At 60.8% G+C, this 14,793-nt stretch carries 13 protein-coding genes; 9 read left to right on the top strand and 4 right to left on the bottom strand.

Going from position 1 to position 14,793, the window contains the following annotated elements; genetic code table 11:
- Nucleotides 1-222: 222 nt before the first annotated feature.
- Nucleotides 223-3,657, top strand: a complete 3,435-nt coding sequence (locus tag HB633_RS16855; protein WP_255580961.1) for a transporter substrate-binding domain-containing protein — start codon at nucleotides 223-225, stop codon at nucleotides 3,655-3,657.
- A gap of 135 nt (nucleotides 3,658-3,792) precedes the next feature.
- The gene (locus HB633_RS16850) at nucleotides 3,793-4,290 is read left to right on the top strand and encodes a hypothetical protein (protein ID WP_255580960.1); all 498 of its coding nucleotides are present in this window, start codon (nucleotides 3,793-3,795) and stop codon (nucleotides 4,288-4,290) included.
- Nucleotides 4,291-4,305: 15 nt separating this feature from the next.
- Here the strand turns inward: HB633_RS16850 and HB633_RS16845 are convergent, their stop codons facing one another.
- Entirely contained in the window at nucleotides 4,306-4,494 is a 189-nt protein-coding gene (locus tag HB633_RS16845) for a hypothetical protein (protein ID WP_213779312.1), read from the bottom strand.
- A 127-nt stretch (nucleotides 4,495-4,621) separates the two neighbouring features.
- Nucleotides 4,622-5,785 carry a TIGR03364 family FAD-dependent oxidoreductase gene (locus HB633_RS16840; RefSeq protein WP_213779311.1) on the bottom strand — a complete coding sequence of 388 codons (1,164 nt, stop codon included), beginning with the start codon at nucleotides 5,783-5,785 and terminating at the stop codon, nucleotides 4,622-4,624.
- A 94-nt stretch (nucleotides 5,786-5,879) separates the two neighbouring features.
- Between HB633_RS16840 and HB633_RS16835 the strand changes: the two genes are divergently transcribed.
- Complete coding sequence (locus tag HB633_RS16835) at nucleotides 5,880-6,635, top strand: DeoR/GlpR family DNA-binding transcription regulator (RefSeq protein ID WP_213779310.1); 756 nt, start codon at nucleotides 5,880-5,882, stop codon at nucleotides 6,633-6,635.
- An 18-nt stretch (nucleotides 6,636-6,653) separates the two neighbouring features.
- On the opposite strand, the gene HB633_RS16830 is transcribed toward HB633_RS16835, so the two are convergent.
- Nucleotides 6,654-7,769: a 2-aminoethylphosphonate--pyruvate transaminase gene (locus HB633_RS16830; RefSeq protein WP_213779309.1), complete on the bottom strand. Its 1,116-nt coding sequence runs from the start codon at nucleotides 7,767-7,769 to the stop codon at nucleotides 6,654-6,656.
- A gap of 21 nt (nucleotides 7,770-7,790) precedes the next feature.
- Complete coding sequence (locus HB633_RS16825; protein ID WP_213779308.1) at nucleotides 7,791-8,024, bottom strand: hypothetical protein; 234 nt, start codon at nucleotides 8,022-8,024, stop codon at nucleotides 7,791-7,793.
- On the opposite strand from HB633_RS16825, the gene phnS reads away from it, so the two are divergent.
- The 6 genes from phnS (at nucleotide 8,023) to phnY (ending at nucleotide 14,793) form a co-directional block, all read left to right on the top strand.
- The gene (phnS, locus tag HB633_RS16820) at nucleotides 8,023-9,099 is read left to right on the top strand and encodes a 2-aminoethylphosphonate ABC transporter substrate-binding protein (protein ID WP_213779307.1); all 1,077 of its coding nucleotides are present in this window, start codon (nucleotides 8,023-8,025) and stop codon (nucleotides 9,097-9,099) included. The genes HB633_RS16825 and phnS overlap by 2 nt on opposite strands.
- 30 nt (nucleotides 9,100-9,129) lie before the next feature.
- Nucleotides 9,130-10,227 carry a 2-aminoethylphosphonate ABC transport system ATP-binding subunit PhnT gene (gene phnT, locus HB633_RS16815; RefSeq protein ID WP_213779306.1) on the top strand — a complete coding sequence of 366 codons (1,098 nt, stop codon included), beginning with the start codon at nucleotides 9,130-9,132 and terminating at the stop codon, nucleotides 10,225-10,227.
- Nucleotides 10,205-11,104: a 2-aminoethylphosphonate ABC transporter permease subunit gene (locus HB633_RS16810; protein WP_213779305.1), complete on the top strand. Its 900-nt coding sequence runs from the start codon at nucleotides 10,205-10,207 to the stop codon at nucleotides 11,102-11,104. Before phnT ends, HB633_RS16810 begins: the two co-directional genes overlap by 23 nt.
- Nucleotides 11,094-11,933 (top strand): 2-aminoethylphosphonate ABC transport system, membrane component PhnV, encoded by an 840-nt coding sequence (gene phnV, locus HB633_RS16805; protein WP_213779304.1) that lies wholly within the window; start codon nucleotides 11,094-11,096, stop codon nucleotides 11,931-11,933. Before HB633_RS16810 ends, phnV begins: the two co-directional genes overlap by 11 nt.
- A 140-nt stretch (nucleotides 11,934-12,073) precedes the next feature.
- Complete coding sequence (gene phnA / locus HB633_RS16800; RefSeq protein ID WP_213779303.1) at nucleotides 12,074-13,342, top strand: phosphonoacetate hydrolase; 1,269 nt, start codon at nucleotides 12,074-12,076, stop codon at nucleotides 13,340-13,342.
- Nucleotides 13,339-14,793, top strand: coding sequence for a phosphonoacetaldehyde dehydrogenase (gene phnY / locus HB633_RS16795; protein ID WP_213779302.1), 1,455 nt, complete (start codon nucleotides 13,339-13,341; stop codon nucleotides 14,791-14,793). The genes phnA and phnY overlap by 4 nt, the downstream gene beginning before the upstream one ends.

The raw sequence follows: 14,793 nt of genomic DNA, 5'->3' as shown, positions 1-14,793 counted from the left end.
CATGCAACGCATATTCTATTAAGGGCGAATTTCGCTAAATATTGTTGTGAGACGCGCAATAATGACCGCATTACTTTTGGCTTTGTAAGCTTACGCCTGGACTGTATCGGCTTGAGCGAAGTGCTGTTTCACGATCCTTTATTGGCCTTGGCACCTGGATTTGCGACACTGGCAAACCGCTTAAAACAGGCGTGGATTGCGTCGTTTCTTTAGGGAATTGCTATGGTTTCACTAAGGACACTCGTCACGATAAAAACGCCATGCCTTGCGCGCAATGCGGCGTTTTTTTTTACTGCGCTTTTGCTTTGTGTTTCAGTGAACGCGCGCACAAACGTTGCGTCGAATGCGGATCAATCAAAGCCATTGATAATCGGCGTTGTCCCCGGCGCGCTACCGCCCATGGAAATGAGTAATCCGAATGAATCGGAAAATTCAGTGCGTGGCGTGTCGGCGGATTTTGCGCAACGAATTGCAAGCGCGTTGCAACGCCCAATTCAATGGCAGACCTTCGCCGATCGCAGCACGATGATCGACGCGTTGCGGCAGCATCGAATAGATGCGACGACCAGCGCAACCGGAAACGATGGCGGCGCTTCGTTGCTGTACAGCAAACCCTATGTCGCGACCAAGCAGGTCTATGTGGAGCGTCGTGTTGCCGGCGCGCATACAGGAAAGATCGCGTACGTTGAATCGCAGACTTCGCCGCAGCGGCTGCAGAACGCGTATCCGTCGATGCATCCGGTTGCTTATCGCGATACGTTGAGCGCATTGCTGGCTGTGTCGCTGGGCGACGCCGACGCCTTTGTCGGCGACCTGATCACAGCGGGTTACGCGGTCGATCATTTCGATCTGGTCAGCCTCACGCTGTCCGGCTTTGCCCCGTTCGACGAAGCCGGCTACAGCTTCGCATTCGCCGCCGACGCAACCGGCGAAGCCTTGCGCCGCCGCGTGGACGCGGCACTTACCGCATTGCCGCCGCGTTTCCTGATGGAAGTGCGCGCGCGCTGGGCCGTCGCCGCGGCCGTCACCTTCAACCAGCCGCTAAGATTGAGCGAAGCCGAGCTTGCCTGGATCGCGGCGCATCCGGTGATCGACTACTCCATGTACGCGAACGCAGCACCCCTCACGTTCCGCGATTCGAGCGGCAAGCCGGCGGGACTTGCCATTGACATGTTGTCGGCCATCGGCGCGTTGACAGGGCTGACGTTCGAGGGGCACTTGCGTGACTCGGTCGAAGCCGTCACCGACGATATTGCCGATGGCAGCTCGTCTCTGATCCCGTATGGACTCAGCATGGGGCAAATTCCGCCGCAGTTCGTGCGGACCAAACCCTATGGCGAAGGCGTGCTCGCGATCGTGACGCGCGCAGGCGCCAAGCCGCTTCACGATGCTCGCGCGCTCGACGGGAAACGTGTTGCGTTGTGGCGTAACCATGCGCTGATGAGCATGTTGCGAGAGCGCGTGCCGACGGCTCGAATCGTGGAGACGTCGCCGGTCACCGGCCAGTTCGATGCCGTGCTCAACGGCGACGCGGACGCGACGATCGCCGACATGACCTTTGCGAACTACGCGGTAGGCAATCCGTATCGCGGCAAGCTAGCGATCACCGGCGCGTTCATCGATCAGCCCTTGCAGCACGGGTTTCTTGTCGCGCGCGGAGAGCCGATGTTGCTGTCGATCTTGAACAAGGCGATCGCGCACATGCAGCCGCCCGAACTCGACGCGATCCGCCGCCGCTGGCTGCTTATAGAACATCCCGAAAGCAAGTGGGAGCAGCGGCGTCCGCAAGTCATTTTCGGCGCGCTGCTGGCTGTGGCTCTGCTCGCACTACTCGCGGGCTGGGGAGTGTCGCTAAAAAACCAGGTCAACCGGCGGCGCATTGCCGAGCAGGCCATGCGCCGCGCGAGAAACGACGCCGAGAGCGCGAACCGCGCAAAGTCGGCGTTCCTCGCCGCCATGAGCCACGAAATCCGCACGCCGATGAACGCCGTCCTCGGCCTGCTCGAACTCGAGTTACGCAGCCCGGGCGACCGGGCATCGACGGTCAAGGCGCTCGGCACCGCGCACGATGCGGCGCGCGATCTGCTCGGCATGATCGACGATATCCTCGACATGGCGAAGATCGAAGCCGGACGTCTCACATTGACGTCCGCGCCCGTCGAACTCGGGGCGTGGGTGCAGGGCGTCGCCGCAATCTACGAGCCGGCGGCGCGCGTGAAAGGCCTGGCGCTCCAGGTCCGCGCGAGCGGCGAGTGCGAGCACGCGTGGGTGCTGGCAGACGCGTTGCGCCTGCGGCAAGTGCTGGGAAATTTGTTATCGAATGCGATCAAGTTCACTGATGCCGGCGAAGTGATAGTTGAGTATTCGATCACGCAGACGAACACGCGTTGCGCGTTTGTTTTCACCGTGTCCGATACCGGTCTCGGCATCGCGCCCGATCAGCAGGCGTTGTTGTTCGCGCCGTTCACGCAGGCCCGTCAGGAACGGCCGGGAAGGTTCGGCGGAACCGGTCTTGGCCTGACCATCTGCAGGCGGTTGATGACGTTGATGAACGGCACCGTCGCGTTATCGAGCGCGCCGGGGCAGGGCAGCCGGTTCACAGTTAAGGTGAGCTTGCCGCTGGTTGAAGCGCCTGTAGACAAGGTCGTGTCCGAGCACATCGAAACGCCGGTGCGCGCCGGTTTGCGAGTACTCGTCGTCGATGATCATCCTGCCAATCTCATCCTGCTTACGAGCCAGTTGAAGACCCTTGGCTGCGAGATCGAAACAGCGAGCGAGGGCGCGGCCGCTTTCGCGCGATGGGATCGGCACAGGCTCGATGGTTTGCCATTCGATCTGATCCTGACGGACTGTTCAATGCCCGTGATGAGCGGCGAGGACCTCGCGCGCGCGATCCGCAAGCGGGAAGCGGAAGGGCAGGGTGCGCGCATACCCATTGTCGGCGTGACGGCGAATGCTCAGCGTGAGGCCGTTGACCACGCGCTTGCGGCAGGCATGACGCAATGCCTTGTGAAGCCGCTGGGGCTGGACGCGCTGCGCCATGCGCTCGTGCTTGCGTCGCAGGATGTGGAAGACGCGTCTGTCGCGCCGAGTGCCGGCCATGCGTCGCACGATGCTTATGCGAGATTCTTCCCGGTATCCGATGCTCCCATCCGGCTCTCGAAGCGCACCGTGCGCACGCGAGCTTACGGACCGGCGCACGCATTTCCGTCGAATACGATTGGCCAGCAATCGGTGCTGACGGCGCCGTATGCCTTGGACGCCAATCATCAGACAAACGCGTTGGCCATCGACGCACCCCGTTTCGATGCAGACCTGCTGAAAAGTTACGGCGACCAGGCAACGCCTCTGGTCGATGCATTGAAATGGGCGAACCAGCTGGATCTCGATGAAACCCGCGCAGCCCGCGCGACGGGCGATTTCGGCCGGATGCATGAACTCGTGCATCGCATGAAGGGAGCGGCGTTGGTGATCGGCGCAAGGCCTTTCGCCGATGCGTGTCTTGCGTTGCAACGCTTGCTTGAGCAAGGTGACCAAGGCGAGCAAGCGCCTGACATGACGGAGCTCGACCACGCTTACACACGTTTCAGCGACGAAGCGATAGCGCTGGATACGGCGTTGGCACAGCATGCCGCGCTGACACAAAGCGACGCCTGAAATGAATGCCTGGGCGCAACTTCGGGTTCACCATTAATGTCCGTTGCGATTATCGAGTCGCGCTTGTGTTTTAATTAGGCCCTCCTCTCGCTCCGACATTTTGCTGCGCTGTGTGTGGCGCGGCACGCTCGCCGAATGAATAGAAGGCCTCTTTCGTATCACCGGCATGGTTCTCGCCTGGCGGTTGCCGCTGCGTGGTTCCTGCTCGTCGCCAGCGCGGCGCATGCTCAGAGACCCGAGCTGCTGGACCCGCGCGTGAAGCAAACGACTATCGTGGACACGATTTGCCGTCCTGGTTACGCCGACGACGTGCTGCCTCCGTTCGACACCCTGCAGCGCCAGAAGGACCAACTGCTCAAGCAGCGCAAGGTGGACCCGGCGAACGCATCGCAATACGCGCTCGATCACCGCATGCCCGTGCTGCTTGGCGGCTCGCCGACGGCAACCGCTAATCTCGATGTGCGCCGCTGGGACGGCCGCGCGGGGCAGCGCCGCAAGGAACGGCTCGCGGTATTTCTGAAGCGCTGCGTGTGTACCGGGGATCTGTCGTTGGCGGCGGCGCAGGCCGCCATGAGTGGCGACTGGTCGAACCAGTTCCGGAATTTGTCGAGTTCTACGTGTACCGGCGATTGAACGTCGCGGCAATTTTCATTCGATAGTGAACGTATCGAGCGGCTGATTCGCCTGCGCTTCCCCCGCGAAACGTCGCGCGAGCTGGTCATGGAGCCGGCGGGCTTCATCGAGTGTCAGGTCGATCCAGTACGGGTCGCCGGCGCCGTCGTTCAGACGGTCGGGCGGAAACTGGATCTCCAGCACAATGCCTTTCTTGTAGCTCATCGCTGCATGCTCCGCGTCGTCGCAAAGAAAGGCATCGAGTCTAACGGCGCGTGCGGTTGCCATTGCTTTCGGCGAGGAAACATATTCTTGCCGCTCCTTCAATACCAGCAACGCCTGCGACACGACGTCACACGGTGGGCAACGCGGTTCCATCGATCAGATGACTTGCTACGCGCTCACCCAGCGCCGGGCCGATGCTCATCCCCACACCGCTGTGCATGAACACGCCTGTAAGGTTGGGCGCTGCCCGTAGCACTGAGAACGGCGCATCCGACGTGCCGGTCCGCGCGCCATAAACCCCTTGCCATCGTTCGATCACGTCAAGCTTGTCACCGAGCGCGCTTTCGGCAAGCCCGAGCAGCATGTCGTCGATAAAAGTCGCGTTGAAGGGCGACGGATCATCGCCATAATCATGCGAATCGCCGATGATCAGATCGCCCGCCGGCGTTGGACTTGCCAGCAAATGGATGCCATGTTCGAGCAGCGCGGGTTCTTGCGCGGCAATTTCGTCGTGCAGCGCAGCCGCTTCAGGCAAATCGGAAAATGCGCCGTAATGCAGGCAACTGAGGCCGGTCAGCACGGCATGATCGAGGGCGAATGGCTTGGCCGGCTTCACGCGCAGCATCTGCAAACGGCAGACGCGCGGCTTGATCGCGGCGAGTTCCGGTGCGAGCAACGACAGATAATCGTGCCCGGCGCACACGACCACCTGTTCAGCGCGCCAACCTCCCGCCGTCGTATCGAGAATCCCTTCATCGATACCCCGCACCATCGTTCCGAAGCGAAAATCCACGCCATGCGCACGCCGCAAATAATCGATCAACCCTGGCACCGCCTCGCGCGAAAAGACTTGCAGGTCGGCGCGTCCGTGCAGCGCAGCGTGATGTTTGCTGAATCGGCCATCGTAGAGATCGTCCAGCGCGGCGCGTGACAGCATGGCGGCGTCGTAGCCTGATTCGCGGGCACGCGTCTCGGCGAATGCCTCCATGACGCGCGCTTCCGCCGGGCTGCGCGCGACCATCAACGAGCCGGAACGGCGCATATGCAAGCCGGCATCGCGTGCCCAGGCTAGCCATATTTCCCGCGATGCCTGCGCGAGCGCATGCATCGCGCCCGGCGGCTGCCCGGTGACCAGCACCATGCCGAAGTTGCGGATGGACGCGCCGACTGGGCTGCCGCTGCGCTCGAAAACCGTCACGCGCAAGCCGCGCCGGGCGAACGCGTGGGCGTGCGCCAAGCCAAGAATGCCGGCGCCGATGATGGCTACATCTGTGTGAGGGGTTGTCGTCATTAGGGTTTATCAAGGCGTTCGGCGTACTACAATACGCGCGGTTTCATGTCTTTTAATCGATGTCCATTCATTGCCGGCCTGTCCGGTCGCCCCGATGCTCGCCGAACAACGCCACCAATACATCTTGTCCGAGTTGTCGAAGAACGGCGCGTTGTCGGTCGCCGAACTCGTGCGCGCGCTCGACGTATCGCGTGAAACGATTCGCCGCGATCTCAACGCACTTGCGGAACGCGGTCTGATCGCGACCACACATGGCGGTGCATTGTCGAACGACCGGCGCGAGCCGGACCTCGACGTGCGCGAGGCGGCGAACGCATCGGCCAAGCGCGCAATAGGCGAGCGCGCCGCGCAATTCGTGCCCGACGGCGCGTCGGTGATCATCGATTCGGGCAGCACCACGCAAGCCGTGGCGCGCGCGCTGGGCGACCGGCATCGCCTGACGGTTTATACCAACGACTGGCGCATCGCGCTGCTGCTCGGGCGGCGCAACGACAATAAGGTCACGCTGCTCGGCGGCGAACTTTCCGACAACGAAGACGCCACGTTCGGTCTCGATACCGTGCAACAGCTTTCGCAGTACCACGTGGATTTCGCGTTCGTGGGCGCAGGCGCGATCACGTCTGACGGCTACCTGACCGACTATTCGCGGCTTGCCGCCGAAGTGCGCAGCAGGATGATCGTGGCGGCGAGCGTGGCCGCGATCGTTGCGGATCATTCGAAGTTCGGCCACGTCACGCCGGTGCGCATCCGCGACTTCGAGAAGGCGCGGTATCTGATTACCGAACTCGCGCCCGATAAAGCGTTGCGAAAGACAATCGCCGCGCGCGGGCCAGAGCTGGTCATTGCCTGAGCGCATGGCGGCCATACGTCAGGCCGCGAGCCGCACGTGCAAGGTGTTCAACGCGCGGCCGATTGCAGCCACGGCGTTGTGCATTTCGTTGGCATCGATAGCGCCAATACAACCCACGCGAAACGTCTCCACCTCCGTCAGCTTGCCCGGATAAAGCACGTAACCGGCATCGCGCACGGCTTCGTAAAAGCGCTTGAAATCGTAGGCCGGATCGCGCGGCGCATGGAACGTGACGATCACAGGCGCTTGCACCGAAGCGTCCAGGAAAGGCCTGAATCCAAGTGCCGCCATGCCATCGATCAATGCCGCGCAATTGCGGCGGTATCGCGCGCCACGCGCCGCCTGGCCACCTTCGGCCATGAATTGATCGAGCGCCGCGCGCAACGCGGCGACCACGTGCGTAGGCGGCGTGAAGCGCCATTGCGTGGTCTTTTGCATGTACGCGTATTGATCGAACAGATCGAGCGCGAGCGAACGCGAATTTCCTTCCGATGCTTCCAGCAAGCTCTTGCGCACGATCACGAAGCCCATTCCCGGCACGCCTTCAAGACATTTTCCGCTCGCTGAGATCACCGCATCGATCCCGCCTTTCGACACATCGATAGGCAACGCGCCGAACGAACTCATGGCGTCGACGATCAGGCGTTTGTCGAAACGCGCGCACAACGCGGCGATGTCATCGAGCGGATTGAGCAGGCCCGCGCTCGTTTCCAGATGCACTTGCGCCACGTGTGTGATGCGCGGCTCGCGCAGGAACATTTCTTCGATACGCGCAACGCTCGCCGCCTCGTCATCGCGTAATTTCAATTCGATCGCCGATATCCCGAGCCGGTCGAGGATCTTCAGCAAACGCACGCAATACGCACCGTTGTTCGGCACGAGCACGACTGCGTCGTGCGGCACGAGCGACCCGAGCGCGGCTTCGACTGAAAACGTGCCGCTTCCCTGCATGGGCACGCATACAAAATCTTTTTGACCGGACACGATAGAGAGGAGGTCGCGGCAGATCGAATGTGTCATCTGGTTGAAAGCCGCATCCCACGATCCCCAGTCCCGCAGCATTGCCTGACGCGTGGCCGGCGAGGTGGTCAGCGGGCCGGGCGTCAGCAAAATCGGGTCACTTCCGTTGATCACGTTCTTCTCCCCTTCAGGTTTTCAGTCATACGGAAAATAGTTTAAGCCGAATTTTGGCGAAATGTGTTCTTTGTTGTAGAAATGTGGCATCGTCATGGCGCTGTCATGAAGTTCTGTGATGCTTCGATCCGGCTGGCGGTGGTCAGGTTTCAACCTCCGCGCCACTGAATCATCGGATGCAAGCGGCCGCAGAAAACCCCGCGCGTCCATCCTCACGCCATTTGGTTGTTTCGCCTTCCGGAGAACTTGCAACATGACAAAAAATCGCTTTTCCGCACCCCGTCTTGCCATCAGTCTTGCCGTGACCGCATTCGTGAGCATGTTGGCCGTGCAGGCGCATGCCGCCGATGCCGTGGTGCTCTACACCGCCGACGGCCTGGAGAACCTGTACAAGGACGTCCTGCCCGCCTTCGAAAAGAAGGAAGGCGTAAAGGTGAATATCGTCACTGCGGGTAGCGGGGAAGTGGTCAACCGGGCGCAAGTGGAGAAGGATTCGCCGAAGGCCGACGTGCTCGTGACGCTGCCGCCGTTCATCCAGCAGGCATCGCAGAGCGGCTTGCTGCAGCCGTATCAAAGCGTGAACTACACGAACGTGCCGGCGATCGCGAAGGCGTCGGATGGTGCGTGGGCGACGTTCGTGAACAACTATTTCTCGTTCGCGATCAACCCCGAAATCACGAAGACCGCGCCGAAGACGTTTGGCGATTTGTTGCATCCTGACTTTGGCGGCAAGATCGCTTACTCGAATCCCGCGACCGCCGGCGACGGCATGGCCGTGATCATCCTGACGAGCGCGCTGATGGGCGAGGACAAGGCGTTCGACTACCTGAAGGATCTCGAGAAGAGCGCGAAATTCCATACGAAGGGCACGGGTTACCTCGACGTATTGCTTTCGCGCAACGAGATCTCGTTCGCGAATGGCGACCTGCAGATGGACCTCGATGACGCCACCAACGGCGGCCTTTCGCTCAAGCCGATCTTCCTTTCGGCCAAAGCCGGCGAAGCACCGACCACGTTCCAGTTGCCTTACGCGATTGGTCTCATCAAGGGCGGACCGAACCAGGCTGAAGGCAAGAAGCTGGTCGACTACCTGATGTCGAAGGAAGTCCAGGCGAAGGTGCCGGACATCTACGGCATTCCGGGCCGCACCGATGTTCCGCTTGCCGGCAAGAATGGCGAGACGGTCAAGCAGGCCATCGCGGGCGTGAAGCTGATTCCTGTCGACTGGAATCAGGTCATGGACAAGAAAGCCGCATGGACCACGCGCTGGAAGAATGACGTGATCGGCAATTCGGGGAAGCAGCTCGATGTGGTCAAGCCGAAGTCTTAAGCGCTTGCGTTCATATCAAAGCTATCAAGGATGCGAACCGTGAACACTTTGACGCTGGCTCCGGCCACTCGCGAAGCCGCTGCCGCTGATTCATTCAAGCCGGCGCATGGCGGCGTGCATATCGAAGGCCTGAGCGTGCGTTTTGGCGCGCGAACGGTGCTCGACGACCTCTCGCTGACTATCGAACGTGGTGAACTGCTGACCGTGCTCGGCCGCAGTGGTTGCGGCAAGACGACGTTGCTGCGGTTTATCGCGGGCTTCGTGGAAGCGGACGGCCTCGCGGGACGGCTGACGGTGGCCGGGCGTGACCTCACGCACGTGCCGCCGTTCAAGCGCAACCTTGGGCTGCTGTTTCAAAGCTACGCGCTGTTTCCGCATCTTTCAGTGTTCGATAACGTCGCGTTCGGTTTGCGGGCGCGGCGTCTGAAAGCCGGAGAGATAGCACGGCGTGTGGCTGATGCGCTCAAGCTCGTGCAACTCGGCGATGCGGGTCACGTGATGCCAGCGCAGCTCTCGGGCGGCATGCAGCAGCGTGTGGCGCTTGCGCGGGCGCTGGTGATCGAGCCAGATGTATTGCTGCTCGATGAACCGCTTTCGGCACTCGATGCCAACCTGCGTGCATCGGTTCGTACCGAATTGAAAGCGTTGCACGAGCGCCTGCCGAACCTGACCATCGTATGTGTCACGCACGATCAGGACGATGCCCTCGTGCTGTCGGACCGCACGTTGCTGATGCGCGATGGTCGCATCGCGCAACTCGGCACGCCGCGCGAACTCTATGACAACCCGAAGGACGCGTTCGTCGCGCGTTACCTTGGCGCGGCGAATCTGTTGCCGCCATCGATCATGTTTCCTATCGGCGACGCACGGCACGACGAACGCGACAAGCTTGCGTGTGTCCGTCCCGAGTGTTTGTCGATCGTGCCGCTGGGCAGCGCGCAATTGCACGGCACGATTGCTTCGGTGGAATGGTATGGCGCGGCGTTGTCGGTTTCGGTAATGCTCGATGCGTTGCCCGACAAGCCCGTGCTCGTCACCATGCAACGCTCGCATGGCCCGATGCCCGAAAAGGGCGCACGTGTTTCCCTACGCCATGAGGTTGACGATGTCGTCCTTATCAGCGAGTGAACATCTGGCCGACGACCCCGCGCACACGATCGCAAAACGCCGTCGCGAACGGCGTGCGCAGTGGCAGCTCTGGTTCATTCTGGTGGTCGTGCTCGGGCCGCTGGTGATCTATCCGCTCATCCAATTGTTGTTGTTGAGCGTGACCGGCAAGCATGGTATGAGCTTGCAGGCGTACTCCGCGTTCTTCACCAATCCCGAAACAAGCGGCGTCATTGGCACCACACTTGGCATCCTCTTCGCGAGCGCAACACTGGCGTCGTTGCTCGGTGTATTGCTTGCATCGATACTATTTTTCAAGCCCTTTCCCGGGGCGAAACTCGTCACGCGTTTCCTCGAATTGTTCGTTGCGTTCCCTTCGTTTCTGGTCGCGTTCACGCTGATCTTTTTATACGGATCGCAAGGGTCGGTGAGCATCGGTTTGCAGCGCCTGTTCAACTTGCAGAATCCGCCGCTCGACTTTTTGTTTGGTATCGGCGGCGTGATTCTGGCGGAGGTCGTGTTCTACGCGCCGTTCGTCGTGCGGCCGACGCTGGCTTCGTTTGCGACGCTCGACATGCGGCTGATCGAAGCCGCGAAGAGCCTCGGCGCGAACGGCTGGATGGTCGCGTTCAAGGTCATCTTGCCGCTTGCATGGCCGGGTATCGCGGCGGGAACCATTCTGTGTTTCCTGCTGACGCTCAACGAATTCGGCATCTTGCTCGTCCTTGGCAGCGCGCATCTGATTACATTACCGATGGCGATCTACAGTTCCGCGACAGTCGACCTGGACTTGCCGACAGCGGCCGCCGGAGCCGTCGTCATGCTCGCGATGTCGCTCTCGCTGTACGCGCTCTACAGGCGTGTGAACCGGCGCACGGGAGGCCGCAATGGCAACTGAATTTTCGCTGCCAGTCAGCATTTCGAAGCCGTTCACGCTGAAGCGGATCGGTGGGTGGATCTTCACCTGTTTTGCCGCGCTTTTATGCTTCTGGTTGTTTGTTTTGCCCGTGATCGTGGTCGCGCTTTCCAGCGTGGCGTCCCATTGGTCCGGAACGATCTTCCCCGATGGTTTCAGCATGCGCTGGTTCGAACGCCTCGGTTCAAGCGACTTCGATGCACTGACGACGAGCCTTGAAGTCGGCTTCGGCGTGGCGGTGTTGGGTACCGTTCTTGGCCTCTGGCTGGCGCTCGCGCTCGAAGGCCGTGACCGTCGCGGCGTAGGCGCATGGGCCGATACCATCGCAATGATGCCCAACGGCGTGCCGAGTGTTGTGCTCGGGCTGGCCGTGTTGATCGCGTATCACAAGAAGCCGCTGGATATTTCGGGCTCGGCTGCAATCGTGGTGCTGGTGCAGTTGGCGCTCGTGCTGCCGTTTTGTTATCGATGCGCAGCCGCTGCGCTGCGTCCCGAACTCACGATCCTGCGCGAAGCCGCCGCGAGTCTCGGCGCGCCGCCTTCCATGGTGCTTTCACGCGTAGTCCTCCCGCAACTCGTGCCGGCAATACGCGCAAGCCTTGCGCTTGGATTTGCGTTGTCGCTGGGCGAGCTCGGCGCGACGCTGACCGTTTATCCGCCGGGATTCGCGACGGTTCCTATTGTTGTCGTGGGGCAGGTGAATCGCGGATATTACTTGCCGGCATCGGCGCTTTCTCTGATCCTGCTGGCCGTGTCCCTGGCTGCGTTGTTGCTGATCGCAGCAAAGGTTCCGCGGCGGCGTATCGCCTGATTCAGGTTTTCTTGATGTGTATCCCGCATGCACGGGATATTTTCTCACGCCGATAAATGTGGCAAATATTGGCGTTGTAAGTCAAAATATGGTGATCGCGCCAACCCAAAAGCGCCGGTTCACGCTCGAAAAGGAACGTCATGTCCATCTCCACTGAAACGTCTATCGAAGTTAATGGCCGGGCTTACGCGCCGGCGCGCGCGCTGACGGTTGTCGTTTGCGTCGATGGTTGCGAGTACGACTATTTGGAAGCAGCGGTCGCCGCGGGCGTAGCGCCGTTTATCGGTTCGATGCTCAAGGGCGGCTCCGCGTTTCGCGCTGATTGCGTGATTCCGTCGTTCACGAACCCAAACAACCTGTCTATCGTGACGGGCGTGCCGCCTTCCGTGCACGGCATCTGCGGCAACTATTTCTTCGATCCCGACGCGAACGGCGGCAAGGGCGCTGAAGTCATGATGAACGACCCGGCCTACCTTCGTGCAGGAACGATCCTCGCGGCCGCGGCGCAACGCGGCGACAAGGTGGCGGTCGTCACGGCGAAGGACAAACTCAGGCGTTTGCTTGGGTGGCAACTCGACGGGATTTGTTTTTCGGCCGAAAAAGCCGATGCCGTCACGCTCGCGGAAAACGGCATCGACAATGTGCTTGAACTCGTTGGCAAACCAGTGCCTGACGTCTACAGCGCAGGACTTTCCGAGTTCGTGTTCGCGGCCGGCGTGCGGCTTGCGGAGACGCGCGACATCGACCTGATGTATCTCTCGACGACCGATTACGTGCAGCATAAATTTGCACCGGGCACGGACGGCGCGAACGCGTTCTACGCGATGATGGACGGCTACCTCGCACGGTTGAACGCGCTTGGCGCGGTGATCGGGCTTACCGCCGACCACGGCATGAACGCGAAGCACGATCCAGCGACGGGTGAACCGAACGTTGTGTATCTGCAGGACTGGCTGGACGAAACGCTCGACATTCCGAACGCACGCGTGATCCTGCCGATTACCGATCCGTACGTGGTTCATCACGGCGCGCTCGGATCGTTCGCGACCATCTACCTACCGCGTTCCGCCGATGCAAAAGCGCTGGCAAAGCGCATTGCGGATCTACCGGGCGTGGATATCGTTCTGGATAACGCCGCGGCGTGCGAACGTTTCGAATTGCCGAACGATCGTGTAGGTGACCTCGTTGTGGTGAGCGCGCGCAATACGGCGCTTGGCACCCGTCGCGCGGAGCATGATCTTTCGGGGCTTACGGTACCGCTGCGCTCGCATGGTGGTGTGTCGGAGCAGGAAGTGCCGTTGCTGTTCAATCGAAAAACCGATGGCTTCGAGTCGAAGCTCGACGACAAACGTCTGCGCAATTTCGACGTGTTCAGCATCGCGCTCAACCATCTGGCGATCGAATCATGAGCGCCGTTCTCGTAGCAGAACAACACGCGCTGCGGGTGGAAAAACTTCGCCTGAAGGGTGAACGTGCAGCGCGTACGCGCAATATGGATGTCTTCGATCCATATACGAATACGCGCGTTGGCACGGTCCCAATGGCAAGCATCGACGACGTGCGCGACGCCTTCGAGTACGCCGCGAACTATCGCGCGACGCTTACGCGCTACGAGCGTTCGCAGATCCTCGAACGCGCGGCCGCGATCATGCGCGAGCGCACAGAAGAAGCGTCGGATCTGATTTCGCTGGAGTCGGGTTTATCGAAGCAAGACTCGCGATACGAAATAGGCCGCGTTGCGGACGTGCTTAAATTCGCTTCAATGGAAGCCTTGCGCGACGACGGCCAAAGCTTCTCGTGCGATCTCACACCGCACGGCAAGGCACGCCGCGTGTTTTCGCAGCGCGAACCGCTCGCCGGCGTCATCGTCGCGATCACGCCATTCAATCATCCGATGAACCAGGTCGCGCACAAGATCGCGCCCGCCATTGCGACGAACAATCGCGTGATTCTGAAGCCGTCGGAGAAGGTGCCGTTATCGGCGTATTACTTCGCCGACGTCTTGTATGAAGCTGGGTTGCCCGCGCCGATGCTGCAGGTCCTGACCGGCGACCCGCGCGAGATCGCCAATGAACTCATCACCCACCGGCACGCCGAACTGGTCACTTTTACCGGCGGCGTGGCTATTGGAAAAGCGATCGCCGCGAAAGCGGGATATCGGCGCGTGGTGCTCGAACTCGGCGGCAACGATCCGCTGATCGTGCTCGATGACGCCGACGTTGAACGCGCCGCGACGCTCGCGGTGCAGGGTTCATACAAGAACTCGGGCCAACGATGCACGGCGGTCAAGCGAATGCTGGTACAGAAGGGAATCGCCGCGCGCTTTACCGAACTCGTGCTCGAAAAAACACATGCATGGAGCTATGGCGATCCCTTCGATGCCGCAAACCAGATGGGCACTGTGATCGACGCCGCGGCGGCGGAATCGTTCGAGACGCGCGTAAATGAAGCGGTTCGACAAGGCGCGCGTTTGCTCTGCGGCAACCGTCGCAATGGCGCGCTGTACTCGCCAACTGTGCTTGATCGCGTCGATCCGTCCATGACCCTGGTGCGCGAAGAAACATTCGGACCGGTCTCGCCGATCATCGAATTTGATACCATCGACGACGCCATTCGCATCAGCAACGGCACCGCGTTCGGTTTGTCATCGGGCGTCTGCACCGACCGCGCGGACCTCATCACGCGTTTCGTGAACGAGCTGCGCGTGGGCACCGTCAATGTGTGGGAAGTGCCCGGGTATCGCATAGAACTGACACCTTTCGGCGGTATAAAAGATTCCGGCCTCGGCTATAAGGAAGGCGTCCAAGAGGCCATGAAAAGCTTCACAAGCCTCAAGACCTTTTCACTCCCGTGGGAATAA

This window comes from Caballeronia sp. dw_276 (genome assembly GCF_018449635.1).
In the GTDB taxonomy this organism is placed as follows: Bacteria; Pseudomonadota; Gammaproteobacteria; order Burkholderiales; family Burkholderiaceae; genus Caballeronia.
This window is presented reverse-complemented; position numbering and strand designations above follow the sequence as displayed.